Here is a 25,374-nt window from a genome sequence, read left to right on the forward strand (position 1 = left end):
AACATCTTACCTCTGTACCCTACGTGAATAACTTTACTCTTTTTTAAGCAGCTCAGAAAGCACTTTTTGTAATTTTTTTTCATTCCTTACATAGGGAATTCTAATGGACATCACAAAAAGTTCTATCTTATGTTGCTTAGTTACGAAAAAGGGGCGTTATTCAGTAAACCCTTAGTGCGCCTGATCCCAGTTTTCGCCACTACCGACTTCCACCAGCAACGGCACATCAATCTGGGTCTCGTTTTCCATCAGTTGATGGATCTTTTTAGAGACGCTTTCGAGGTCATCTTTATGCACTTCAAACACCAGTTCATCGTGTACCTGCATGATCATGCGCACACGTGGTTGCTCGGTTTGCAGCCATCCGTCCACCGCAATCATGGCTCGTTTGATAATGTCTGCGGCAGTACCCTGCATCGGGGCGTTAATTGCCGCGCGCTCTGCACCAGCGCGACGAGCGCCATTACTGGATTTAATATCCGGTAAATAGAGACGACGCCCTTCCAGCGTTTCGACATAACCTTGCTCTTTTGCCTGTGCACGGGTGCGTTCCATATATTCCAGCACGCCAGGGTAGCGTTCGAAGTAGAGGTCCATGTACTTCTGTGCTTCTTTACGCGGAATATTCAACTGGCGCGCCAAACCAAAGGCACTCATCCCGTAGATCAGACCGAAGTTGATGGCTTTCGCGCTGCGGCGTTGTTCACCAGTCACGGAATCCAGCGGTAAGCCAAAGACTTCCGCCGCCGTTGCGCGGTGAATATCTTTCCCTTCGGCAAATGCGGTAAGCAGACCTTTATCACGCGAGAGATGCGCCATGATACGCAGTTCAATCTGTGAGTAGTCTGCAGAGACAATCACGTAGTCTTCTGGCGCAATAAACGCCTGACGAATACGACGACCTTCGTCATTACGTACCGGGATGTTCTGCAGGTTTGGATCCGTGGATGACAAGCGCCCGGTAGCGGTCACCGCCTGGTGATAGGAGGTGTGAACGCGCCCGGTTTTCTTGTTAATCATCAACGGAAGCTTATCCGTATAGGTCGACTTCAGTTTTGCTAAGCCGCGATATTCCAGGATCACTTTCGGCAATGGGTAATCGAGCGCGAGCTCTTCCAGTACCTCTTCCGACGTTGATGGCGCGCCGCCAGGGGTTTTCTTCAGCGGCTTAATACCCTGCTTTTCAAACAGGATAGTTTGCAGTTGCTTGGTGGAAGAGAGGTTAAACGCTTCTCCGGCGATCTCGTGCGCTTTTTGCTCCAGCTCGTTCAAACGCAGCGTCAGCTCTTCTGAATGTTTGTGCAGAACAGCCGGATCGATTTTCACACCGTTGCGCTCAACGCGAGACAAAACAGGAACCAGCGGCATATCGATATTTTCAAAGACGTTCAGCGGTCCTTTATGCTGCTGCAATTCTGGCCACATTTTGAGATGGAGCTGTAGCGTAACGTCGGCGTCTTCCGCAGCGTAACGTCCGGCTTCTTCCAGCGCTATCTGGTTAAAGGTCAGCTGGTTTTTGCCCTTTCCGGCGATCTCTTCAAAGGTGATGGTTTTATGTTTCAGCCAGCGGTCCGACAGGCTGTCCATATCGTGTCGGCCAGCGACGCTGTTAAGAATGTAGGATTCGAGCATGGTGTCATAGGTGATGCCACGCAGTTCAATGCCATAGTTCGCCAGGATACCGCGATCGTACTTCAGGTTTTGCCCGACTTTATGCGCGTTCTCATCTTCCAGCAGCGGCTTCAGCAATGCCAGCGCGCGGTCGCGAGCGATCTGATCGGGGGCGTCCAGGTAATCGTGGGCAACAGGAACATATGCAGCCACACCCGGTTCAATGGCAAAAGACAGGCCAACCAGATTCGCAGAGATGTTGTCCAGGCTGTCAGTTTCAGTATCGAAGGCAAAGACAGGCGCTTTTTTCAGCTTCGCAATCCACTCTTCCAGCGTCGCTTCATCCAGAATTGTCACATAGTTATCATACGAGAGAACCGTGGCCGGCCCCTCAGGCGTTTCATCGACAGCGATAGTTTCCTGTGGTTTTGCCGCCGCCTTCGTTCCTTTCGCCTGTAGCCATTTACCCGCTTCAACGTCAGTAACCCAACGCTTGAATTCATACTGTTTAAACAGGCCAAGTAGTTCATCCGCTGCCGGCTGACGTACTTCCAACTGCTCGCAGGTCAACTCCAGTTCAACATCCGTTTTGATGGTAGCTAATTGATAAGAGAGGTACGCTACCTCTTTATTCTGCTCAAGTTTGCCCGCCATAGTTTTCGCACCACGGAAAGTCAGCCCCGCGATTTTGTCTGATTCAGCATAGAGGGTATCCAGCCCCCCCAGCCCCTGCAGCAGAGCCTGCGCGGTTTTTTCACCTACGCCAGGAACGCCTGGGATGTTATCTGAGGAATCCCCCATCAGCGCCAGGAAATCGATGATCAGTTCTGGTGGAACACCATATTTATTCACCACTTCATCCGGGCCGAGGATCGTATTGGTCATGGTGTTGATCAGGGTGATATTCGGCGTCACCAACTGAGCCATATCTTTATCACCAGTGCTAATCAGCACCGGACGCCCCACCTTCTCTGCTTCCCGCGCCAGCGTACCAATGACATCGTCTGCTTCCACGCCCGAAACGGCCAGCAGTGGCAACCCCATCGCTTTTACCATCGCATGCAGAGGCTCAATCTGCGCACGCAGATCGTCCGGCATGGGTGGGCGGTGTGACTTGTAGTGTTCGAATAACTCATCACGGAAGGTTTTACCCTTAGCGTCGAATACCACCGCAGCATGGGTCGGCTGATATTGCAGAATCAAGCTACGCAGCATGTTGAGGACACCATACATCGCGCCAGTAGGTTCTCCTGCACTGTTGGTCAGCGGCGGGAACGCATGGTATGCGCGATACAGGTAAGAGGAGCCATCTACAAGGATAAGTGGGTTTTCTGGGATCTGAACCATAATGTCCGTGCCTGTTTATCAGATTATGGGTAAAGGATGCCACAGACAGGATGAAAACATGAGTTTTTCGCCGCATTTGTCGAAAAACTTTTGTAGATCTTCTGCTTTGCTCGCAAAGAAGACTGTGGATAACTTTGTGAATAAATAATTTTCAGCTCTTTAAATATAGCAATAAAATTAACACATCATTTATTTTGTACATATATTTCAGAAGCTTAAATAAATGCGTAGCATTTTATTCCATTTATACAGCTTATATCCTGATGTGGATAGATATTCCCTTTTTTTCTATTCAGGGAAGATCCATCATTTGGTTCGTTTTCTGATAAAATCAGCCCCTTGCGCCTCTTTAACGCACTATCTATGGCTAACCTTTTGAATAATTTAATTATGACGAGAATACTCGCTGCGATAACGCTGTTGCTGAGTATCGTATTGACCATATTGGTCACGATTTTTTGTTCTGTGCCGATCATCCTTGCCGGGGTTGTAAAACTCCTTTTGCCCGTTCCCGTTGTCTGGCGCAAGGTTTCTGTCTTCTGTAATTTCATGATGTACTGCTGGTGTGAAGGTCTGGCGCTACTGCTACACCTCAATCCGCGACTGAAGTGGGATGTCGAGGGGCTGGAAGGTCTTAGCAAGAAAAACTGGTATCTGCTCATTTGTAACCATTACAGCTGGGCTGACATCGTTGTGCTTTGCGTTCTGTTCCGTAAGCACATCCCCATGAATAAATATTTCCTCAAGCAACAACTGGCCTGGGTGCCCTTTATTGGCCTGGCCTGCTGGGCGCTGGATATGCCGTTTATGAAACGCTATTCGCGTGGCTACCTGCTCCGTCATCCAGAACGGCGCGGTAAAGATGTCGAAACAACGCGTCGTTCCTGCGAGAAGTTTCGCGTACACCCGACAACTATTGTGAATTTTGTCGAAGGTTCACGCTTTACCAAAGAGAAATGTGAGCAAACCCGCTCTCCTTATCAAAACTTGCTCCCTCCAAAGGCGGCCGGTATTGCGATGGCATTGAACGTACTGGGGTCGCAGTTCGATAAAATGTTGAACGTCACGTTGTGCTATCCGGAAAACAGCAGCCGACCGTTCTACGATATGCTGAGCGGTAAGCTAACGCGTATTGTCGTGCGGGTAAATCTGGAGCCAATTCATGAAGGGTTGCACGGTGATTACGTGAACGATAAGGGATTCAAGCGTCGGTTTCAGCTATGGCTTAATACGCTATGGAGTGAGAAAGACGCGCAGCTCGACGCGATTAAAGCTTCAAATGAAAAAGCCGGTCAGCACAAGTGACCGGCTTTTGCTTTTACTTCTGACCAACCAGATACTTCACAGTATCCGCATACTGTTGTACAAAGATATCCATGCTGCTGGTATCCATGCCCTGCGGATTTACCTGATATTTGCCATTCACGAACATTGCCGGAACGCCCTGCAGCTGTAAATCAGCCGCCGCTTTTTCCTGCTGCGCCACGAGTGATTTCACCACGAAGCTGTTCCATGCCGCATCATAGTCTTCACCCTTAATACCCGCGTCGACAAACACTTTACGGATATCAGCTACAGACTGAACGGTCTGGGTTTTCTGAACACCTTCAAACAACGGAACGGTTACTTGATCTTCAACGCCCAGCGCCATAGCAACGGCCCAAGCTTGCGTCAGATCTTTGCCCAACGGCCCCAGAAACTCGACGTGGTACTTAGTCATCTTGGTGCCTTCCGGCAGTTTTTTCTTCACGTTATCAGATACGTGAAGAACTTCTTCAAACTGATAGCAGTGCGGGCAGTAGAAGGAGAAGAACTCCAACACTTGCGGTTCACCCGCAACAGGCTTTTCCAGAGTGATGTATTGTTTGCCATCCTGGAACTGCGCTGCAGATGCGCTAAAAGCTAAAACCATACCAGCCAGCGCCAGCCATAATTTTTTCATGTTCAAATTTCTCCGATTAATACATTGGCGTTAATTGTAAGGGGGGCTCTTGCAGAATTTTTGCCTGCTCAATAAAAGTCGCGGTCTGACGATGCCAGTAATCTTCCCCGGTTAACCACGGGAAGTTTTTTGGAAAAGCAGGGTCAGCCCAACGTCGAATTAGCCAGGCAAGATAATAAACTAAACGCATAGCGCGTAAAGGTTCTATCAGTCCGATTTCAGAGGTGTCGAACTCACTAAACTCTTCATAAGCCTCGATAATGGTTTCAAGCTGCATGCGTTGTTCAGCTTTATCGCCATTGAGGAGCATCCATAAATCCTGAACAGCCGGGCCATTGCGGGCATCATCTAAATCGACAAACATCGGACCATCGCGCCACAGAATATTACCGGCATGACAATCACCGTGCAGACGTAACGTGGTAAAACGTGCATGCCAGCGTTCGGTAACGACCGCGATAAGCGCATCCGTTGCCTTCAGGAAAGCCGCTTTTTGCCCTGATGGGATCAACTGTGCGTGTTCAAAAAGTTTACGTGGCTCAGTCAGGTATTCTTCAAGGCCAATCGTCGGGCGAAAGGCAAAAGTACGCTTGCATCCGGTCTGATGCATACGCCCCAGATAGCGCCCCACCGCCTCCATCTGATCGATATTGTCGGCCTCAAACTGCCGCCCGCCGACGCTGGGGAAGATCGCATAATGGAAACCCTGATGGCTTAACAGCGTTTGGCCGCTTAGTACCAGCGGTGCAGCTACCGGGACTTCATCGCTTACCAGTTCCAGAGCAAACTGGTGCTCTTCCTGGATCTGATCGACGGACCAACGTTCAGGGCGATAAAACTTAACGACAAAGCGTCGACGGTCTTCGTCCTGGAATTGATAGACACGGTTTTCATAGCTGTTAAGCGGGGTAAGCCCGGAGTCCACCCGGATCCCCTGCACAAACAGTGCATCCATGATGGTATCCGGGTGTAGCGTCTGGAAATTAAAAGCGTTGTCGTTCATCCCATCATCCGGAAAATACTACGAATGATTCAGGATATCATTTCGCAGCGCTTTCGGTGGTGGCGATTACAAGCTTTTACTCTTTAATTACGCCACGTGCGCGGAGTAGTGCGGTTTTAAAATCTTCTTCATAATCTTTCTGAATACCTGGGATGACGGCATCTTTCGCCGAGTCACGCATTTTCAGGTGATAGATCAGAATGTCATCAGTTAAATCCGCCAGTTCGCCGTCAAAACCTGACTCTTGCGCCAGTTTCTGTAAAAATTGCATCAGGTTAAGATCGGGTTCCTTCTGCCAGGCCGGCTGGAGGAGTTCAATAACTTCATTCAGACGTTTACATTTCATGGTTGTGCTCCTTAGGCTCAATACAGATACGTTAGCAGGGTCAATCCCACATTAAAAGAGGCGATATCAGTGATTCTGGATAGTGCAATAACAGGGGTTGTGCTGGCAGGCGGTAAGGCCAGACGGATGGGCGGAACCGATAAAGGTCTGCTTGAGCTGGACGGTAAACCTCTTTGGCGGCACGTAGCCGATACCCTCGCTTTACAGGTCGAAACCGTGGTGGTTAATGCCAATCGCCACCGGGATATTTACCAACAAAGCGGCCTGAAAGTTATCCCTGATTCATTGGCCGATTTCCCTGGCCCACTGGCCGGGATGCTATCGGTATTCCTGCAGCAAGCGGGGGAGTGGTTTCTGTTCTGCCCGTGCGATATGCCCTATATTCCTCACGATCTGGTCAAACGTTTGAAGGAGCAGCGCAAAGCTGCACCGGTTGTCTGGGTGCATGATGGCGAAAGAGATCATCCGACCATTGCGCTAATGCACCGCACCATGCAACCCTTGCTACAAGATTATCTTCAGTCCGGTGAAAGACGCGTCATGGTCTTTATGCGCCAGGCTGGCGGTCATGCTGTCGATTTCAGCGATCATAAAGATGCGTTCGTGAACGTGAACACCCCTGAAGAACTTGCAAAATGGCAGGACAAATCATGATCCCATTACTCGCTATAGCAGCATGGAGTGGAACGGGAAAAACTACGCTGCTTAAAAAATTGATCCCGGAGCTACGTGCCAGAGGCATTCGTCCCGGATTGATTAAGCATACTCATCACAATATGGATGTTGATAAGCCCGGCAAAGATAGCTATGAGCTACGCAAAGCCGGTGCAGCACAAACCCTGGTCGCCAGCCAGCAGCGCTGGGCATTAATGGTAGAGACCCCTGAAGAGCCCGAACTGGATTTAGCGTACCTGGTAAGCAGGATGGATGCTTCTACACTGGATATGGTGTTGGTTGAGGGCTTTAAGCATGAACCTGTTGCTAAGATCGTTCTTTTTCGCGACGGTTGCGGGCACAGTCCAGAGGACCTGGCGTTAGACAACTATGTTATCGCGGTTGCCAGTGATATTCCGCTTGCGGTGGATGTTCCATTGTTAGATATCAACGATATACAGCAAGTTGCCGATTTTGTTACGCAATGGATAAGAAGATAGCTGCTGTGTCGTGATACGCCTTTGTAGGCCGGATAAGGCGGGAGGTCACTTCCGGCGATTTTCATCCCGCACAGACGCAAAAAAGCCCATCCGGCAGGATGGGCTTCTTCACTTGTTTGATGCCTGGCAGTTCCCTACTCTCGCATGGGGAGACCCCACACTACCATCGGCGCTACGGCGTTTCACTTCTGAGTTCGGCATGGGGTCAGGTGGGACCACCGCGCTACAGCCGCCAGGCAAATTCTGTTTATCAACACGCTTTTCGCATGTCGATGTAATCTGTCATCAAGCTGAATTTCGATGTCTCTTTCGCCAAAACACCTTCGGCGTTGTAAGGTTAAGCCTCACGGTTCATTAGTATCGGTTAGCTCAACGTATCGCTACGCTTACACACCCGACCTATCAACGTCGTCGTCTTCAACGTTCCTTCAGGACCCTTAAAGGGTCAGGGAGAACTCATCTCGGGGCAAGTTTCGTGCTTAGATGCTTTCAGCACTTATCTCTTCCGCATTTAGCTACCGGGCAATGCCATTGGCATGACAACCCGAACACCAGTGATGCGTCCACTCCGGTCCTCTCGTACTAGGAGCAGCCCCCCTCAATTCTCCAGCGCCCACGGCAGATAGGGACCGAACTGTCTCACGACGTTCTAAACCCAGCTCGCGTACCACTTTAAATGGCGAACAGCCATACCCTTGGGACCTACTTCAGCCCCAGGATGTGATGAGCCGACATCGAGGTGCCAAACACCGCCGTCGATATGAACTCTTGGGCGGTATCAGCCTGTTATCCCCGGAGTACCTTTTATCCGTTGAGCGATGGCCCTTCCATTCAGAACCACCGGATCACTAAGACCTGCTTTCGCACCTGCTCGAGCCGTCACTCTCGCAGTCAAGCTAGCTTATGCCTTTGCACTAACCTCCTGATGTCCGACCAGGATTAGCTAACCTTCGTGCTCCTCCGTTACTCTTTAGGAGGAGACCGCCCCAGTCAAACTACCCACCAGACACTGTCCGCAACCCGGATCACGGGTCTACGTTAGAACACCAGCCATTAAAGGGTGGTATTTCAAGGTTGGCTCCATGCAGACTGGCGTCCACACTTCAAAGCCTCCCACCTATCCTACACATCAAGGACCAGTGTTCAGTGTCAAGCTATAGTAAAGGTTCACGGGGTCTTTCCGTCTTGCCGCGGGTACACTGCATCTTCACAGCGAGTTCAATTTCACTGAGTCTCGGGTGGAGACAGCCTGGCCATCATTACGCCATTCGTGCAGGTCGGAACTTACCCGACAAGGAATTTCGCTACCTTAGGACCGTTATAGTTACGGCCGCCGTTTACCGGGGCTTCGATCAAGAGCTTCTCCTTACGGATAACCCCATCAATTAACCTTCCGGCACCGGGCAGGCGTCACACCGTATACGTCCACTTTCGTGTTTGCACAGTGCTGTGTTTTTAATAAACAGTTGCAGCCAGCTGGTATCTTCGACTGATTTCAGCTCCATGAGTAAATCACTTCACCTACATATCAGCGTGCCTTCTCCCGAAGTTACGGCACCATTTTGCCTAGTTCCTTCACCCGAGTTCTCTCAAGCGCCTTGGTATTCTCTACCTGACCACCTGTGTCGGTTTGGGGTACGATTTCGTGTTACCTGATGCTTAGAGGCTTTTCCTGGAAGCAGGGCATTTGTTACTTCAGCACCGTAGTGCCTCGTCATCACACCTCAGCGTTAACAAGACTCCGGATTTACCTGGAATCTCCGCCTACATGCTTAAACCGGGACAACCGTCGCCCGGCTAACATAGCCTTCTCCGTCCCCCCTTCGCAGTAACACCAAGTACAGGAATATTAACCTGTTTCCCATCGACTACGCCTTTCGGCCTCGCCTTAGGGGTCGACTCACCCTGCCCCGATTAACGTTGGACAGGAACCCTTGGTCTTCCGGCGTGCGGGTTTTTCACCCGCATTATCGTTACTTATGTCAGCATTCGCACTTCTGATACCTCCAGCATGCCTCACAGCACACCTTCAACGGCTTACAGAACGCTCCCCTACCCAACAACACATAGTGTCGCTGCCGCAGCTTCGGTGCATGGTTTAGCCCCGTTACATCTTCCGCGCAGGCCGACTCGACCAGTGAGCTATTACGCTTTCTTTAAATGATGGCTGCTTCTAAGCCAACATCCTGGCTGTCTGTGCCTTCCCACATCGTTTCCCACTTAACCATGACTTTGGGACCTTAGCTGGCGGTCTGGGTTGTTTCCCTCTTCACGACGGACGTTAGCACCCGCCGTGTGTCTCCCGTGATAACATTCTTCGGTATTCGCAGTTTGCATCGGGTTGGTAAGTCGGGATGACCCCCTAGCCGAAACAGTGCTCTACCCCCGAAGATGAATTCACGAGGCGCTACCTAAATAGCTTTCGGGGAGAACCAGCTATCTCCCGGTTTGATTGGCCTTTCACCCCCAGCCACAAGTCATCCGCTAATTTTTCAACATTAGTCGGTTCGGTCCTCCAGTTAGTGTTACCCAACCTTCAACCTGCCCATGGCTAGATCACCGGGTTTCGGGTCTATACCCTGCAACTTAACGCCCAGTTAAGACTCGGTTTCCCTTCGGCTCCCCTATTCGGTTAACCTTGCTACAGAATATAAGTCGCTGACCCATTATACAAAAGGTACGCAGTCACCCCATAAAGAGGCTCCCACTGCTTGTACGTACACGGTTTCAGGTTCTTTTTCACTCCCCTCGCCGGGGTTCTTTTCGCCTTTCCCTCACGGTACTGGTTCACTATCGGTCAGTCAGGAGTATTTAGCCTTGGAGGATGGTCCCCCCATATTCAGACAGGATACCACGTGTCCCGCCCTACTCTTCGAGTTCACAACACATGCACTTTTGTGTACGGGACTATCACCCTGTACCGTCGGACTTTCCAGACCGTTCCACTACCACACATGCTGATTCAGACTCTGGGCTGCTCCCCGTTCGCTCGCCGCTACTGGGGGAATCTCGGTTGATTTCTTTTCCTCGGGGTACTTAGATGTTTCAGTTCCCCCGGTTCGCTTCATTACGCTATGTATTCACGTAATGATAGTGTGACGAATCACACTGGGTTTCCCCATTCGGAAATCGCCGGTTATAACGGTTCATATCACCTTACCGACGCTTATCGCAGATTAGCACGTCCTTCATCGCCTCTGACTGCCAGGGCATCCACCGTGTACGCTTAGTCGCTTAACCTCACAACCCGAAGATGTTTCGTAAAACACTTCAGTGTTGCGAAAATTTGAGAGACTCGAACACACCGCTTTTCATTTCTTGTTTACGGAGAAATGAAACAGTGTGTCGTTTCAATTTTCAGCTTGATCCAGATTTTTAAAGAGCAAAACTTCGCAGTGAACCTTTTCAGGTACACTCTGAAGTTTTCTTGTTTTTTTGCAGTAAGGGATGGTGGAGCTATGCGGGATCGAACCGCAGACCTCCTGCGTGCAAGGCAGGCGCTCTCCCAGCTGAGCTATAACCCCATCGTAAATGCTAATCTCTGTACCCTAATTCGTTTCCGGGCAAGGCGCGGTGGTGCGAAGCATACTGAAGTATGCGAGCATCGCCGTAACACAGCACGGAGGCGAATTTGGTAGGCCTGAGTGGACTTGAACCACCGACCTCACCCTTATCAGGGGTGCGCTCTAACCACCTGAGCTACAAGCCTGCAGAGATTTTCTTACTGCTAATTTTCATCAGACAATCTGTGTGAGCACTACAAAGAACGTTTCTTTAAGGTAAGGAGGTGATCCAACCGCAGGTTCCCCTACGGTTACCTTGTTACGACTTCACCCCAGTCATGAATCACAAAGTGGTAAGCGCCCTCCCGAAGGTTAAGCTACCTACTTCTTTTGCAACCCACTCCCATGGTGTGACGGGCGGTGTGTACAAGGCCCGGGAACGTATTCACCGTGGCATTCTGATCCACGATTACTAGCGATTCCGACTTCATGGAGTCGAGTTGCAGACTCCAATCCGGACTACGACATACTTTATGAGGTCCGCTTGCTCTCGCGAGGTCGCTTCTCTTTGTATATGCCATTGTAGCACGTGTGTAGCCCTACTCGTAAGGGCCATGATGACTTGACGTCATCCCCACCTTCCTCCAGTTTATCACTGGCAGTCTCCTTTGAGTTCCCGGCCGAACCGCTGGCAACAAAGGATAAGGGTTGCGCTCGTTGCGGGACTTAACCCAACATTTCACAACACGAGCTGACGACAGCCATGCAGCACCTGTCTCAGAGTTCCCGAAGGCACCAAAGCATCTCTGCTAAGTTCTCTGGATGTCAAGAGTAGGTAAGGTTCTTCGCGTTGCATCGAATTAAACCACATGCTCCACCGCTTGTGCGGGCCCCCGTCAATTCATTTGAGTTTTAACCTTGCGGCCGTACTCCCCAGGCGGTCGACTTAACGCGTTAGCTCCGGAAGCCACGCCTCAAGGGCACAACCTCCAAGTCGACATCGTTTACGGCGTGGACTACCAGGGTATCTAATCCTGTTTGCTCCCCACGCTTTCGCACCTGAGCGTCAGTCTTTGTCCAGGGGGCCGCCTTCGCCACCGGTATTCCTCCAGATCTCTACGCATTTCACCGCTACACCTGGAATTCTACCCCCCTCTACAAGACTCTAGCCTGCCAGTTTCGGATGCAGTTCCCAGGTTGAGCCCGGGGATTTCACATCCGACTTGACAGACCGCCTGCGTGCGCTTTACGCCCAGTAATTCCGATTAACGCTTGCACCCTCCGTATTACCGCGGCTGCTGGCACGGAGTTAGCCGGTGCTTCTTCTGCGAGTAACGTCAATTGCTGCGGTTATTAACCACAACACCTTCCTCCTCGCTGAAAGTACTTTACAACCCGAAGGCCTTCTTCATACACGCGGCATGGCTGCATCAGGCTTGCGCCCATTGTGCAATATTCCCCACTGCTGCCTCCCGTAGGAGTCTGGACCGTGTCTCAGTTCCAGTGTGGCTGGTCATCCTCTCAGACCAGCTAGGGATCGTCGCCTAGGTGAGCCGTTACCCCACCTACTAGCTAATCCCATCTGGGCACATCCGATGGCAAGAGGCCCGAAGGTCCCCCTCTTTGGTCTTGCGACGTTATGCGGTATTAGCTACCGTTTCCAGTAGTTATCCCCCTCCATCGGGCAGTTTCCCAGACATTACTCACCCGTCCGCCACTCGTCACCCAAGGAGCAAGCTCCTCTGTGCTACCGTTCGACTTGCATGTGTTAGGCCTGCCGCCAGCGTTCAATCTGAGCCATGATCAAACTCTTCAATTTAAGTTTGATGCTCGTGAATTAAACTTCGTAATGAATTACGTGTTCACTCAGAGACTTGGTATTCATTTTTCGTCTTGCGACGTTAAGAATCCGTATCTTCGAGTGCCCACACAGATTGTCTGATAAATTGTTAAAGAGCAGTGCCGCTTCGCTTTTTCTCAGCGGCGCGGGGTGTGCATATTACGCCATCCCGCTGGAGAGTCAAGCGTTTATTTTCGCTTTTCTCCGCTGACCCGGCGGTTTGTAATCCGTTGTTCCGTGTCAGTGGAGGCGCATTATAGGGAGTTATTTCAGGCTGACAAGGGGAAATTTAAAATAATCTTCCGAGTGCGTATTTTTTATTCTTTGTGCTTATTTTGACAACGTTTTGTGGGTTAATTGGGCGATTTCCCGCGCGAAATCCGCGACCTGTTCCCAATCGGTATACACCACTTCTTTATTGGTATCTGTTTCACCGCCTGACATCTTCATTATCAGTTGGATCATAACGCGGTCATACCAGCGATAGCGTGGATACAGCAAAGCGCCAGCAATAACCGCACTGCGATCAGGCCGCCACGGCGAACTCATCAGGAACTTACGCGCATAGCTGTTAGTTTGCGGCGTGCGTTTCTCCGGTTTACGGGCAACCAGGTTTACGGAGTAGAAGGCACTCGGCATCGCGTTCAGCCGTGTGGCATGCTTTTTCACAAACTCCTGAAAAGCTGCATGGTAATGACCATAGCGAATCGAGGCGCCAATCACCACGCTGTCATAATTTTGCCAGTCAGGCTCCGCGGTACGATGCAAATTAACGACATCCGCCCAAACGCCCAGCTCTTTGAGTTCAGAAGCCAGATACTCGGCGATTTCACGCGTTTGTCCGTCCCGGGAAGAAAAAAGAATCAGTGTTTTCACGTGTTACTCCATTATTCACGCCAGAAGGTAGGGGTAAAGAGTACCAGCAGGGTAAAGACCTCCAGACGACCAAACAGCATATTGGCAATCAGGATCCACTTCGCCACGGGGTTCATACTGGCAAAGTTGTCGGCAACAACCCCCAGCCCTGGCCCCAGGTTATTCAGCGTCGCCACAACAGAGGCAAACGCGGAGAAGTCATCAACACCGGTCGCAATAATCGCCAGCATACTGATAATAAAGACCAGCGCATAGGCAGAGAAGAATCCCCACACAGCTTCAAGGATTCGCTCCGGCAAAGCACGGTTACCCAGCTTGATACTGTAAACCGCATTCGGGTGGACCAGTCGTTTCAATTCGCGGTTACCCTGCTTAAACAGCAACAGGATACGAATCACCTTCAAGCCACCGCCCGTCGACCCGGCACAGCCGCCAATAAAAGCAGAACATAGCAACAGCACCGGCAGGAACAGCGGCCAGCGGGCAATACTGTCCGTAGTAAATCCGGCGGTCGTCGCCATCGATACCACCTGAAAAAAAGCCTGGTTGATGGTCGTGAGTGCCGAACCGTAGGTATTGTGTATCCACAGCACCAGCGTACAGACAGCCACCAGCGTCAGCTGCACCCCAATGAACATGCGGAATTCTGGATCGCGCCAGTAGACCTTCAGGCTGCGACCGCTGAGTAAAGAGAAGTGCAGACCATAGTTACAACCAGAGATCAGCAAGAAGATAGCAATAATGGTGTTAATCGTGGGACTGTCGAAATACCCCACGCTGGCATCGTGTGTGGAAAAGCCGCCGATGGCTATCGTAGCAAAGCTGTGCCCAATAGCGTCAAACGCGGGCATCCCGGCAAACCATAGCGCCAGCGCACACGCCACCGTCAGTAATACATAGATAAGCCACAGCGTTTTCGCCGTTTCGGCAATACGCGGACGCATTTTGTTATCTTTCAGCGGGCCCGGCATTTCTGCCCGGTAGAGCTGCATCCCACCGACGCCAAGAATAGGCAGAATAGCCACCGCCAGCACGATGATCCCCATCCCGCCGAACCATTGCAGCATCTGTCGATAAAAGAGGATAGCGTGTGGCAATGAATCCAGCCCCACCAGCGTTGTCGCCCCCGTGGTGGTTAATCCGGAGAAGGATTCAAAAAAAGCGTCGGTTATCGTGAGGTTAGGGCTTTCCGCAAAGATGAACGGTAGCGCACCCACGCTACCCAGCACGGTCCAGAACAAAACGACAATCAGAAACCCTTCGCGCGATTTCAGCTCGCCCTTCTCTTTACGGTTTGGCCACCACAGCATGGAGCCGATCGCCAGAGCAACGAAGAAAGTTTGAGTAAACGCACGCCCTGCCCCATCGCGGTAGATGAGCGCTACCAGTCCGGGGATAATCATTGTCCCCGAGAATAAGATGACCAGTAGTCCAACGATTCGGGTGATGGCGCGAAAATGCATCTCTGCCGCTTCCTTAGTTCTTTAAAATGAGGTGGGGATTATTCTTCAATCGCTAACAATTGCAATGAACCACGACTAAAATCCGCCAGTTTTGCCGAAAATTCATCCATTTTGGCATAAGGAAGCGCCACCCTGAGCCGAACAAAAGCCTGGTAATCACTGGCAACAACTTTACCGTCAAACTGCCCCAGCAAAGCTTCAATGCCTGCCAGCTGACCGTACTCACACTGCAAAGTATATTCGGTTAATGGCGTCTTGCGCTGCGTCGTTAACTGACGCAACGCCTGATTCACGCCGCCACCGTAGGCTTTCACTAGCCCACCCGTACCCAGAAGGATACCGCCGTAGTAGCGCACCACCACCGCGGTAATCTCACCGATGCCACTCCCCATCAGCTGCGCGAGCATCGGTTTGCCTGCCGTACCAGCCGGTTCGCCATCGTCTGAAAATCCCAGCTGCTGCGAGTCATTGGGCGCGCCCGCCACCCACGCCACACAATGGTGGCGGGCGTCCGGGTGTTCCATTTTGACTGACTCAACAAACGCTTTCGCCGCTTCTACGCCGTCCGTATGGGCGAGCAGCGTAATGAAGCGGCTTTTTTTGATCTCTTCAACGACGCTTACCGGCGCCGCAGGGATTAACCAACTGTCCATTACGCCAGTTTTAAATCCCGTGTCATGTTTTCGATATTGTTCTCGTGGACCACCACGTTATCTTCAATACGAATACCGCCGAACGGTTTCAGGGCTTCAATTTTCTGCCAGTTGAAGTGTTTACTGAACTGCCCTTCACGCCACGGCGCCAGCAGCGATTCAATGAAGTAGATGCCCGGTTCGATGGTCAGGACCATGCCCGGTTGCAGAACGCGGGTGCAACGCAGGTAAGGATACTTCGACGGCGCGGCCAGATGCGTACCGCTGTCATCTTGCATAAAACCAGCGACATCGTGTACCTGCAGGCCCAGCGGGTGACCAATGCCATGCGGCATAAACGGCCCGGTAAGATCGTTTTCCACCATCGCCTCTTCACTCATATCGGTGATGATTTGATGCTTACGCAGCAGCTTCGCGATGCGCTGATGGAACTGAATGTGATAATCCACGTAGCTGGTGCCCGCTTTCATAGTGGCAATCAGCGCCAGTTGCTCGTCATTCACATCCTTCACCAGATGCGCATAGTCGTTGTCGCTTTTCGCCGACCACGTACGCGTCAGGTCTGCTGCATAGCCGTTGTATTCCGCACCGGCGTCCAGCAGGAAACTGCGGATTTCAGACGGAGCCTGATGATCCAGCCTGGTGTAATGCAGAACCGAAGCATGCTCGTTAAGCGCCACGATGTTGCTGTACGGCACGTCGGTGTCGCGATGACCGGTAGCAGTCAGGTAAGCGAGGTTGATGTCAAACTCGCTCATCCCGGAACGGAACGCTTCTTCCGCGGCACGGTGTCCATTCACCGCCATTTTCTGTGCTTCGCGCATACAGGCCAGTTCGTAATCTGTTTTGTAAGCACGATAATAATGCAGGTAGTCAATAACCCCTTTCGGGTTGATATTGCTGGCCGCGATATCCAGTTGCAGCGCGCGTTCCGGAACCGGACCGATGTAACCGATATTGCCGCGAGCAGCAGGCAGTTGGCTACCGATACCATCAGCTTTTGGCAGCGCGATGATCTCAATTTCTTCCGTCCAGAAGGAGGTCGGCAGCGGCTCAACGTTGTGCCAGTAATCAACCGGCAGGTAGAACCACAATTTCGGCTTATTCACGCCATCCACCAGCAACCAGCAGTTAGGAACCTGCGTTACAGGCACCCAGGCTTTGAATTGCGGATTGACCTTAAACGGGTAGGGATGATCGTCGAGAAAGACGTTAACAAGTTCTCCTGAGTGAATAAGTAACGCATCCAGCTTGAAGCGCTCCAGCGCGTCGCGCGTCCGTTCTTGTAGGGTAACGATATGATTTTTATAGAGTGCGGCCAGTGATTCCATTTTCTATCCTTCTGTTTTTTTGACCTCAAGTGTCCGCATCTTAGCACATCGTTTTGTGAGTGCGTGATTTCTGCCGAGCGTGATCAAATCGTCATTTCTTTAATCATTCATTTGCATTTTATTAACATAAAACACACACTTCGATTCATCTGGTATGACCAGATCACCTTGCGGATTCAGGAGACTGACATGCTTTACAAAGGCGACACCCTGTACCTCGACTGGCTGGAAGATGGCATCGCCGAACTGGTGTTCGATGCCCCAGGTTCAGTCAATAAACTCGACACGGCCACCGTTGCCAGCCTGGGCCATGCGCTTGACGTGCTGGAAAAACAACCGAATTTAAAAGGGCTGCTGCTGCGTTCTAACAAAGCAGCCTTTATTGTTGGTGCCGACATCACCGAATTCCTTTCACTGTTCCTCGTGCCTGAAGAGCAACTGAGCCAGTGGCTGCATTTTGCCAACAGCGTCTTTAATCGCCTGGAAGATCTGCCTGTTCCGACTCTCTCAGCAGTTAACGGCTATGCGCTGGGCGGCGGCTGCGAGTGTGTCCTGGCGACCGATTATCGTCTGGCTACGCCGGACCTGCGCATCGGCCTGCCGGAAACCAAGCTGGGCATTATGCCAGGCTTTGGCGGCTCCGTGCGTATGCCACGTATGCTGGGTGCGGACAGCGCGCTGGAAATTATTGCTGCGGGTAAAGATGTGGGTGCTGAGCAGGCGCTAAAAATCGGTCTGGTCGATGGCGTAGTGAAGCAAGACAAACTGCTTGATGGCGCGATCGCGGTATTACGTCAGGCGATTAACGGCGACCTCGACTGGAAAGCCAAACGTCAGCCGAAGCTGGAGCCGTTGAAACTCAGCAAAATTGAAGCAGCAATGAGCTTTACCATCGCCAAAGGTATGGTGGCGCAGACGGCAGGTAAGCATTATCCCGCACCGATTACCGCGGTAAAAACCATTGAAGCAGCGGCCCGTTTTGGTCGTGAAGAAGCGCTGAATCTGGAAAATAAAAGCTTTGTTCCACTCGCGCACACCAATGAAGCCCGCGCACTGGTTGGAATTTTCCTTAACGATCAGTTCGTGAAAGCCAAAGCCAAAAAGCTCACCAAAAATGTTGAAGCGCCAAAGCAAGCGGCAGTGCTGGGCGCAGGCATTATGGGCGGCGGCATCGCTTACCAGTCGGCCTGGAAAGGCGTGCCGGTTGTCATGAAAGATATCAACGACAAATCATTAACGCTGGGTATGACCGAAGCGGCCAAGCTACTGAACAAACAGCTGGAGCGCGGCAAAATTGACGGTCTGAAAATGGCGGGCGTTATTTCCACCATTCATCCCACCCTCGACTATAGCGGTTTCGAACGCGTGGACGTGGTAGTTGAAGCGGTCGTAGAAAACCCAAAAGTGAAAAAAGCGGTACTGGCGGAAACCGAAGATCAGGTTCGCCCGGACACTGTACTGGCTTCGAATACTTCCACCATCCCAATCAACGAACTGGCCAGCGCGCTTAAGCGTCCGGAAAACTTCTGTGGGATGCACTTCTTTAACCCAGTGCACCGTATGCCGCTGGTTGAGATCATTCGCGGCGAGAAAAGCTCGGATGAAACCATCGCTAAGGTTGTCGCCTGGGCAAGCCAGATGGGCAAAACGCCGATTGTGGTTAATGACTGCCCTGGTTTCTTCGTTAACCGCGTGCTGTTCCCCTATTTTGCCGGTTTCAGTCAGCTGCTGCGCGACGGGGCGGATTTCCGCAAAGTCGACAAAGTGATGGAAAAACAGTTTGGTTGGCCGATGGGCCCGGCTTATCTGCTGGACGTGGTAGGTATTGATACCGCGCACCACGCGCAGGCGGTGATGTCCGCAGGCTTCCCTCAGCGTATGCAGAAAGATTATCGCGATGCGATAGATGCCCTGTTTGATGCTAACCGTTTCGGGCAGAAAAACGGTCTCGGATTCTGGCGTTATAAAGAAGACAACAAGGGCAAGCCGAAGAAAGAAGAAGATGCCACCGTTGACGATCTGCTGGCAGAGGTCAGCCAGCCGAAACGCGACTTCAGCGATGAAGAGATTATCGCCCGCATGATGATCCCTATGGTCAACGAAGTAGTGCGTTGCCTGGAAGAAGGCATTATCGCCAGCCCGGCAGAAGCCGATATGGCGCTGGTATACGGTCTGGGCTTCCCTCCGTTCCATGGCGGTGCGTTCCGCTGGCTGGATACGCTCGGCAGCGCGAAGTATCTCGATATGGCTCAGCAGTATCAGCACCTTGGTCCGCTGTATGAAGTTCCGGCCGGTCTGCGTGATAAAGCGCGCCATAACGAACCGTATTATCCCCAGGTTGAGCCAGCCCGCCCGGTTGGCTGCCTGAAAACGGCTTAAGGAGTCACAATGGAACAGGTTGTAATTGTTGATGCGATCCGTACCCCGATGGGCCGTTCGAAAGGGGGCGCGTTTCGGAACGTGCGGGCAGAAGATCTCTCTGCACATTTAATGCGTAGCCTGCTGGCGCGTAATCCGGCGCTGGAGCCAACCGCGCTTGATGACATTTACTGGGGCTGTGTGCAACAAACGCTGGAGCAGGGTTTCAATATCGCCCGTAATGCCGCGCTGTTGGCGGAAGTTCCGCACTCCGTTCCGGCCGTCACGGTCAATCGCCTGTGCGGTTCGTCCATGCAGGCACTGCACGATGCGGCACGCATGATCATGACTGGTGATGCTCAGGCGTGCCTGATTGGCGGCGTTGAGCATATGGGCCATGTGCCAATGAGCCACGGCGTTGATTTCCACCCGGGTATGAGCCGCAACGTGGCGAAAGCCGCAGGGATGATGGGCCTGACCGCGGAAATGCTCTCCCGCATGCACGGCATCAGCCGTGAAATGCAGGACGCTTTCGCCGCACGTTCACACGCTCGCGCCTGGGCTGCAACACAGTCTGGCGCTTTTAAAAACGAAATCATCCCGACCGGCGGTCATGATGCCGACGGCGTGCTGAAGCAGTTTAACTACGATGAGGTTATCCGTCCGGAAACGACCGTTGAAGCGCTCTCCACCCTGCGCCCGGCGTTCGATCCGGTGAACGGAACGGTGACTGCCGGTACCTCTTCTGCGCTCTCCGACGGCGCAGCGGCGATGCTGGTAATGAGCGAAAGCCGCGCCCGTCAACTGGGTCTGACGCCGCGTGCCCGTATTCGTTCGATGGCTGTTGTCGGCTGCGATCCGTCAATCATGGGTTACGGCCCGGTTCCGGCCTCAAAGCTGGCGCTGAAAAAAGCGGGACTCTCCACCAGCGACATCGGCTTGTTTGAGATGAACGAAGCCTTTGCCGCTCAGATCCTGCCGTGTATTAAAGATCTGGGGCTAATGGAGCAGATCGATGAGAAGATCAACCTCAACGGCGGGGCGATCGCCTTGGGTCACCCGCTGGGCTGTTCTGGGGCGCGTATCAGCACCACCCTACTCAACCTGATGGAACGCAAAGACGTGCAGTTTGGTCTGGCGACGATGTGTATCGGGTTAGGTCAGGGTATCGCAACGGTATTTGAGCGAGTTTAATCAAAGCATGCCGGGGGCGCTTCGCTTGCCCGGCCTACGAAATGTTATCTCAAAGCCATTGGTGCCAGAACAAGGCGGCAAGCGAATGAATCCCGATGAGCTTACGTATAGTAAGTGATTCGGGTGAATGAGCGAAGCCAACAAAGTTATGGTGCCAATGGCGAAGAGAGAAAGTTTAGTTGCCGTTCTTCCCGCCTGTCAGGGGCGGGTTTTTTATTTCCCTGAACTACCACGCACCACTAACTGCACCGGCAGCAGCAGATTCTCTTCCTGATTTTCTTCCAGCAGTAAACGCAGCGCTTCACGCCCCAGCTGTTTTTTATCAACCGCAATGGTAGTCAGCGGCGGATGTGACCAGGCCGCAGCATCGATATCATCAAACCCCACCAGCGCAAGATCTTCCGGGATACGTATACCCTGCTGCGCACACACCTGCTGAACAACCATCGCTGCCGCGTCGTTATAGGCAAAAATGGCATCGGGCGACTCTGGCAGTCTGAGTAGCTCATTAACCGCATCCACCAGAGATTGCTCGGTATCCAGCAGCGGCGGCGCAACGACATCGTACTCTGGCGGCATTAGCAAACGGGCTTCATACAATGCCTGACGGTAGCCCTTTTCACGCTGACGGATGCTGTAGTGCGCGAGCGTACTGGCAAGAAAAGCAATGCGGCTGCGGCCTTGTGCAATCAGATGTTGCGTAGCCAGATAGCCGCCCAGAGTATTGTCAGGATTCACGCAAGGCAGTCCTGGCGCCCAGAGATCCACCAGCACCAGCGGCAATTTCATCTGTTGTAGCAGCCCAAGCAACTCAGGTTCAAAAAATCCCGCGCAGATCAGCGCATCAGGCTGGTGCAGCATTACCTGCTCACTCACTGCATCGCCTGGACCTATAGAGAGAAAGCTCAGCGCAACCCCCTTTTCGCGACACAGATCTTCTATCCCCAGCAGCAGTTGAGAGTAAAACGGTAAAGCTCGGCTGATATTGTGCTGGCGATGCAGTAAAAACAGGACACGTTTGATTTTGTCTGCGCGCAGGCGAGAAAAATCATAACCCTGTTGCTGCGCCACTGAAATAATGCGCTGTCGGGTCTCTTCCCGCAGCCCCGGTTGCCCTTTTAGCGCGCGGGAAACAGCGCCAACCGAGACGCCACAAGCGTCGGCAATGTCTCTGATACGTACAGGTTTCGTCATTTCAGTCTCATGGATTTACTGTGGCTTGTTGTGCCCCCAGCCAGGCTGCGCCGCGTACGCCGCTGCTGTCGCCGTGGCGGGCCTGAACGATCGGTGTGCGGCACTGTTTACCAAACACGTACTGCGCCACTCGCGCCTGTAAACCTGAGTACAGTAAATCGATATTGGATACCCCGCCCCCCAGCACGATAACATCGGGATCGAGCATATTCACCACACTCGCCAGCGCGCGAGCCAGTTGATCGCAATAGCGTTCCCACAACAAACAGGCGTCTGCATCACCCGATGCTACCCGTTGCATAATTTGTGGCACCCCCATATGTTGCGCGGTGTGATTCATATACTGACGCTCCAGGCCACTACCGGAAATAAAGCTCTCAATACAGTTCAACTGTCCGCAATAGCATGTCACTTCAGCCCCGTCCCGAGATCCGTGGTAGCGCGGCAAGGCATTATGCCCCCACTCTCCGGCACAGGCGTTAGGGCCGGAGATCAACCGGTTCTCGATGCACAGACCACCGCCGCATCCGGTACCGAGGATCACACCAAATACCACGCTATGCCCACGCCCACTACCGTCCATCGCTTCTGACAGGGTAAAGCAGTTGGCATCATTGGTAACGGGCACTGGCATTCCTAATGCACGCTCGAGATCTTGCGCAAAGGCCTGCTGATTCAGCACCAGAATGTTGGAATTCTTAATCAAACCTTCGCTATCCACCGCACCTGGCACCCCGACGCCAACCGATAAAGGCTTATTAATGGCCTGCATAGCCCTGGCTATCATCTCCGTCACGGCCTGGAAAAAATCACCGTAACGCTGCTTTGGTGTCGCACATCGTTCTCGGTAAACAATTTCACCCGCGTTATCAATCACCACCGCTTCGATTTTAGTCCCGCCGATATCCAGTCCGAGCCTCATGGTTTTTCCTCATTTGCATCTCACAATGTGATGCGGTTTAGCTTGCCTATTTTGTTTACTAAACACATGGAGAGCTGTCACAAAAACTCAATTTATGTTTGAGTGACGGACATATTATGTTTACTAAAAAATAATTATGATGAGAAAGAGAGGCAATGACGCCGGGCCTGCGCCCTGCTAGTTGGAAGACAGATGATTGATGGATGCGCCGGAAGGGCTCCGGCGCACAGCGCTTAAATGAACGCGAAAGCGTCGCCAAACAGGCGATCTTCACGCGCACTGCGTTCATTACAGAACAGATCGCGCGCGATTTTGGCCATTTCAAAACGACCGGCAATGTAGATATCGTGCTCCGCCAGGGTACCGTAATCCTGCAATACCGCCGTTAACACGGTTCCCGTACGACCACGCCAGCCGTCTTCTGGCTGTTCCACCACTGGCTCAACGCGCAGATTCGGGTGATTAACAGACAACGCTTCCAGTTCGGAGAGATCATAGAGATGCTTCTCTTCACGCCCACCCCAGTAAATGGTGATATCGCGGTTTGGATTACGTGCCAGCGCAGTAAGCAGAATGGAACGCACGTAAGAGAACCCTGTACCACCGGCAATCAGGATCAGCGGGCGCTCGTCTTCATCACGCAGCCAGGCTTCGCCATGCGGAATGTCGACCTTGATTTCCCGGTCTTTCAGAATGCGGTCCATCACAGCCATGGCATAAAGATTTAGCTCAGAGGCGCCAACGTGCAGCTCAATGAATCCTTGCTCGTCCGGCGTGGATGCCATGGAGAACGGACGCTTATCCCTTTCGTCCATCACGACCATTAAATACTGGCCAGCACGAAAGGAAAACGCCGCGTCTGGCACTAAACGAACGCGATATACGGTATCAGTGATAGCTTCTACCGAGGTCACTTTACAGCTTAAGGTTGTCATGCGCTCTCTCTGTCGGATCAATAGGCAAAACGATCGCGCCTCAGGCGCTTTTGCCGTCATTAAAGATGGCCAGTTCATCCCAAATTGCGTCAATACGCGCAGTTACTTCAGGATCTTTTTTAATCGGGCGTCCCCATTCGCGTTGGGTTTCGCCCGGCCATTTATTTGTGGCATCCAGCCCCATTTTTGAACCCAGGCCGGAAACCGGCGAGGCAAAGTCCAGGTAATCAATTGGCGTATTCTCTACCAGTACCGTATCCCGAGCCGGGTCCATACGGGTAGTAATTGCCCAAATCACATCATTCCAGTCGCGTGCATTGACATCATCATCGCAGACAATAACAAATTTGGTGTACATAAACTGGCGTAAAAACGACCAAACACCCATCATGACGCGTTTGGCATGACCAGCGTACTGTTTTTTCATCGTCACCACGGCCAGACGATATGAACAGCCTTCCGGAGGCAGGTAAAAATCGACGATTTCCGGGAACTGCTTTTGCAGAATAGGAACGAAAACTTCGTTCAGCGCCACACCAAGCACCGCGGGCTCATCAGGCGGACGTCCGGTATAAGTAGAGTGATAAATCGCCTCTTCACGCTGGGTAATGTGCGTGACGGTAAAGACCGGAAAGCTATCTACTTCGTTGTAGTAGCCGGTATGATCGCCATACGGCCCTTCCGGGGCCAGCTCACCCGGTTCGATATACCCTTCCAGCACGATTTCAGCACTGGCGGGCACTTCCAGATCGTTGGAAATACATTTGACCACTTCGGTCTTGGTGCCACGTAACAGCCCGGCAAATGCGTACTCGGATAATGTATCAGGGACGGGCGTCACGGCCCCCAGAATGGTCGCAGGATCTGCCCCCAACGCCACCGAAACAGGGAAGCGTTCGCCAGGATGCGCCGCACACCACTCCTGGTAATCGAGCGCGCCGCCGCGGTGGGACAACCAGCGCATAATAAGCTTGTTTTTGCCAATCAGCTGCTGGCGATAAATGCCCAGATTCTGCCGCTCTTTATGCGGACCACGCGTTACGGTTAGCCCCCAGGTAATCAGCGGTGCGGCATCTTCCGGCCAACAGGTCATAATCGGAATACGGTTTAAATCGACGTCATCACCGGAGTAGATTTTTTGCTGACAAGGCGCACCGCGCAACCGCTTAGTCGGCATGTTCAGCACCTGCTTAAACTGCGGCAGCTTATCAAACAGATCGCGGAATCCTTTCGGTGGCTCCGGCTCTTTCAAAAACGCCAACAGTTTACCGACTTCCCGTAGTGCCGAGACATCTTCCTGCCCCATCCCCATCGCAACACGCTTCGGTGTGCCAAACAGGTTACACAGCACCGGCATTGAATAGCCTTTAGGATTCTCAAACAGTAACGCAGGCCCACCAGCACGCAGGGTGCGATCGGCAATTTCAGTAATTTCCAGGTGGGGATCCACCTCAAGCGAAATGCGTTTGAGCTCGCCCTGCTGTTCAAGCAGCGTCAGGAAGTCGCGTAAATCGTGATATTTCATGGCGTCCATTGTGGCCTCTTCGTAAGCGCTTCATTATACGGCGTTCATCATTGTGATGCTGTATTTTTGTTAAATTAGCGTGAACTCTGGCGATACATATAAGCCCTGGGAGTATATACCCGTTGGGTTTCAGCCTGCTTTGAGGCGGGTATAATTAACTTAACTCATGGCTTTTGC

The 25,374-nt window shown here is 52.2% G+C and carries 17 protein-coding genes, 2 tRNA genes and 3 rRNA genes; 5 read left to right on the forward strand and 17 right to left on the reverse strand.

The genetic code is table 11. The features are described 5' to 3' along the window. Positions 1 to 171 precede the first annotated feature (171 nt). Positions 172 to 2,958: a DNA polymerase I gene (gene polA, locus HV352_RS22865; RefSeq protein ID WP_181635103.1), complete on the reverse strand. Its 2,787-nt coding sequence runs from the start codon at positions 2,956 to 2,958 to the stop codon at positions 172 to 174. Positions 2,959 to 3,321: 363 nt separating this feature from the next. Between polA and HV352_RS22870 the strand changes: the two genes are divergently transcribed. After that, entirely contained in the window at positions 3,322 to 4,263 is a 942-nt protein-coding gene (locus HV352_RS22870; protein ID WP_181633055.1) for an acyltransferase, read from the forward strand. Between the two features lie 13 nt (positions 4,264 to 4,276). On the opposite strand, the gene dsbA is transcribed toward HV352_RS22870, so the two are convergent. The 3 genes from dsbA to HV352_RS22885 all read right to left on the reverse strand — a co-directional run bounded on the left by dsbA (position 4,277) and on the right by HV352_RS22885 (position 6,249). Beyond that, positions 4,277 to 4,900, reverse strand: a complete 624-nt coding sequence (gene dsbA, locus HV352_RS22875; protein WP_016155156.1) for a thiol:disulfide interchange protein DsbA — start codon at positions 4,898 to 4,900, stop codon at positions 4,277 to 4,279. A 16-nt stretch (positions 4,901 to 4,916) separates the two neighbouring features. After that, positions 4,917 to 5,903, reverse strand: coding sequence for a serine/threonine protein kinase (locus tag HV352_RS22880; RefSeq protein ID WP_101700788.1), 987 nt, complete (start codon positions 5,901 to 5,903; stop codon positions 4,917 to 4,919). Between the two features lie 76 nt (positions 5,904 to 5,979). After that, complete coding sequence (locus HV352_RS22885; protein ID WP_003028616.1) at positions 5,980 to 6,249, reverse strand: YihD family protein; 270 nt, start codon at positions 6,247 to 6,249, stop codon at positions 5,980 to 5,982. Between the two features lie 69 nt (positions 6,250 to 6,318). On the opposite strand from HV352_RS22885, the gene mobA reads away from it, so the two are divergent. Further along, positions 6,319 to 6,903 carry a molybdenum cofactor guanylyltransferase MobA gene (gene mobA / locus HV352_RS22890; RefSeq protein ID WP_016157861.1) on the forward strand — a complete coding sequence of 195 codons (585 nt, stop codon included), beginning with the start codon at positions 6,319 to 6,321 and terminating at the stop codon, positions 6,901 to 6,903. Further along, positions 6,885 to 7,403, forward strand: coding sequence for a molybdopterin-guanine dinucleotide biosynthesis protein MobB (mobB, locus tag HV352_RS22895; protein WP_029139699.1), 519 nt, complete (start codon positions 6,885 to 6,887; stop codon positions 7,401 to 7,403). Before mobA ends, mobB begins: the two co-directional genes overlap by 19 nt. A 121-nt stretch (positions 7,404 to 7,524) precedes the next feature. Here the strand turns inward: mobB and rrf are convergent. From rrf to pepQ, 9 genes are all read right to left on the reverse strand, one after another. Beyond that, a 5S ribosomal RNA gene (gene rrf, locus HV352_RS22900) occupies positions 7,525 to 7,640 on the reverse strand. A 96-nt stretch (positions 7,641 to 7,736) separates the two neighbouring features. Beyond that, positions 7,737 to 10,643: ribosomal RNA gene (locus HV352_RS22905) — 23S ribosomal RNA — on the reverse strand. Positions 10,644 to 10,851: 208 nt separating this feature from the next. Next, positions 10,852 to 10,927: transfer RNA gene (locus HV352_RS22910), tRNA-Ala, on the reverse strand. Positions 10,928 to 11,035: 108 nt separating this feature from the next. Beyond that, positions 11,036 to 11,112: transfer RNA gene (locus tag HV352_RS22915), tRNA-Ile, on the reverse strand. Between the two features lie 71 nt (positions 11,113 to 11,183). Continuing rightward, a 16S ribosomal RNA gene (locus HV352_RS22920) occupies positions 11,184 to 12,725 on the reverse strand. Together the 16S, 23S and 5S rRNA genes with 2 tRNA genes alongside form the textbook arrangement of a ribosomal RNA operon. A 351-nt stretch (positions 12,726 to 13,076) precedes the next feature. Beyond that, positions 13,077 to 13,622: a menaquinone-dependent protoporphyrinogen IX dehydrogenase gene (gene hemG, locus HV352_RS22925; protein ID WP_016155152.1), complete on the reverse strand. Its 546-nt coding sequence runs from the start codon at positions 13,620 to 13,622 to the stop codon at positions 13,077 to 13,079. Positions 13,623 to 13,633: 11 nt separating this feature from the next. Then, positions 13,634 to 15,085: a Trk system potassium transporter TrkH gene (gene trkH / locus HV352_RS22930; RefSeq protein ID WP_003017848.1), complete on the reverse strand. Its 1,452-nt coding sequence runs from the start codon at positions 15,083 to 15,085 to the stop codon at positions 13,634 to 13,636. A gap of 38 nt (positions 15,086 to 15,123) precedes the next feature. Then, positions 15,124 to 15,738 carry an IMPACT family protein gene (locus tag HV352_RS22935; RefSeq protein WP_181635104.1) on the reverse strand — a complete coding sequence of 205 codons (615 nt, stop codon included), beginning with the start codon at positions 15,736 to 15,738 and terminating at the stop codon, positions 15,124 to 15,126. Beyond that, positions 15,738 to 17,069, reverse strand: a complete 1,332-nt coding sequence (gene pepQ, locus HV352_RS22940) for a Xaa-Pro dipeptidase (RefSeq protein ID WP_016155150.1) — start codon at positions 17,067 to 17,069, stop codon at positions 15,738 to 15,740. The genes HV352_RS22935 and pepQ overlap by 1 nt, the downstream gene beginning before the upstream one ends. 189 nt (positions 17,070 to 17,258) lie before the next feature. On the opposite strand from pepQ, the gene fadB reads away from it, so the two are divergent. Both fadB and fadA read left to right on the forward strand, forming a co-directional pair. Then, a complete protein-coding gene (gene fadB, locus HV352_RS22945; protein ID WP_049042362.1) occupies positions 17,259 to 19,448 on the forward strand; it encodes a fatty acid oxidation complex subunit alpha FadB in 2,190 nt (729 codons plus the stop codon). 9 nt (positions 19,449 to 19,457) lie between these two features. Further along, the gene (gene fadA, locus HV352_RS22950) at positions 19,458 to 20,621 is read left to right on the forward strand and encodes an acetyl-CoA C-acyltransferase FadA (protein WP_016155148.1); all 1,164 of its coding nucleotides are present in this window, start codon (positions 19,458 to 19,460) and stop codon (positions 20,619 to 20,621) included. A gap of 213 nt (positions 20,622 to 20,834) precedes the next feature. Here the strand turns inward: fadA and HV352_RS22955 are convergent, their stop codons facing one another. The 4 genes from HV352_RS22955 to ubiD all read right to left on the reverse strand — a co-directional run bounded on the left by HV352_RS22955 (position 20,835) and on the right by ubiD (position 25,206). Continuing rightward, positions 20,835 to 21,815 (reverse strand): LacI family DNA-binding transcriptional regulator, encoded by a 981-nt coding sequence (locus tag HV352_RS22955; RefSeq protein ID WP_181635105.1) that lies wholly within the window; start codon positions 21,813 to 21,815, stop codon positions 20,835 to 20,837. A gap of 7 nt (positions 21,816 to 21,822) precedes the next feature. Continuing rightward, positions 21,823 to 22,737: an ROK family protein gene (locus HV352_RS22960; protein WP_049269825.1), complete on the reverse strand. Its 915-nt coding sequence runs from the start codon at positions 22,735 to 22,737 to the stop codon at positions 21,823 to 21,825. Between the two features lie 233 nt (positions 22,738 to 22,970). Then, positions 22,971 to 23,672, reverse strand: a complete 702-nt coding sequence (gene fre / locus HV352_RS22965) for an NAD(P)H-flavin reductase (RefSeq protein ID WP_003828903.1) — start codon at positions 23,670 to 23,672, stop codon at positions 22,971 to 22,973. A 40-nt stretch (positions 23,673 to 23,712) separates the two neighbouring features. Further along, positions 23,713 to 25,206, reverse strand: a complete 1,494-nt coding sequence (gene ubiD, locus HV352_RS22970; protein ID WP_016155145.1) for a 4-hydroxy-3-polyprenylbenzoate decarboxylase — start codon at positions 25,204 to 25,206, stop codon at positions 23,713 to 23,715. Between the last annotated feature and the right edge of the window lie 168 nt (positions 25,207 to 25,374).

The sequence above is a fragment of the Citrobacter sp. RHBSTW-01044 genome, assembly GCF_013781945.1.
Taxonomy (GTDB): Bacteria; Pseudomonadota; Gammaproteobacteria; order Enterobacterales; family Enterobacteriaceae; genus Citrobacter; species Citrobacter braakii.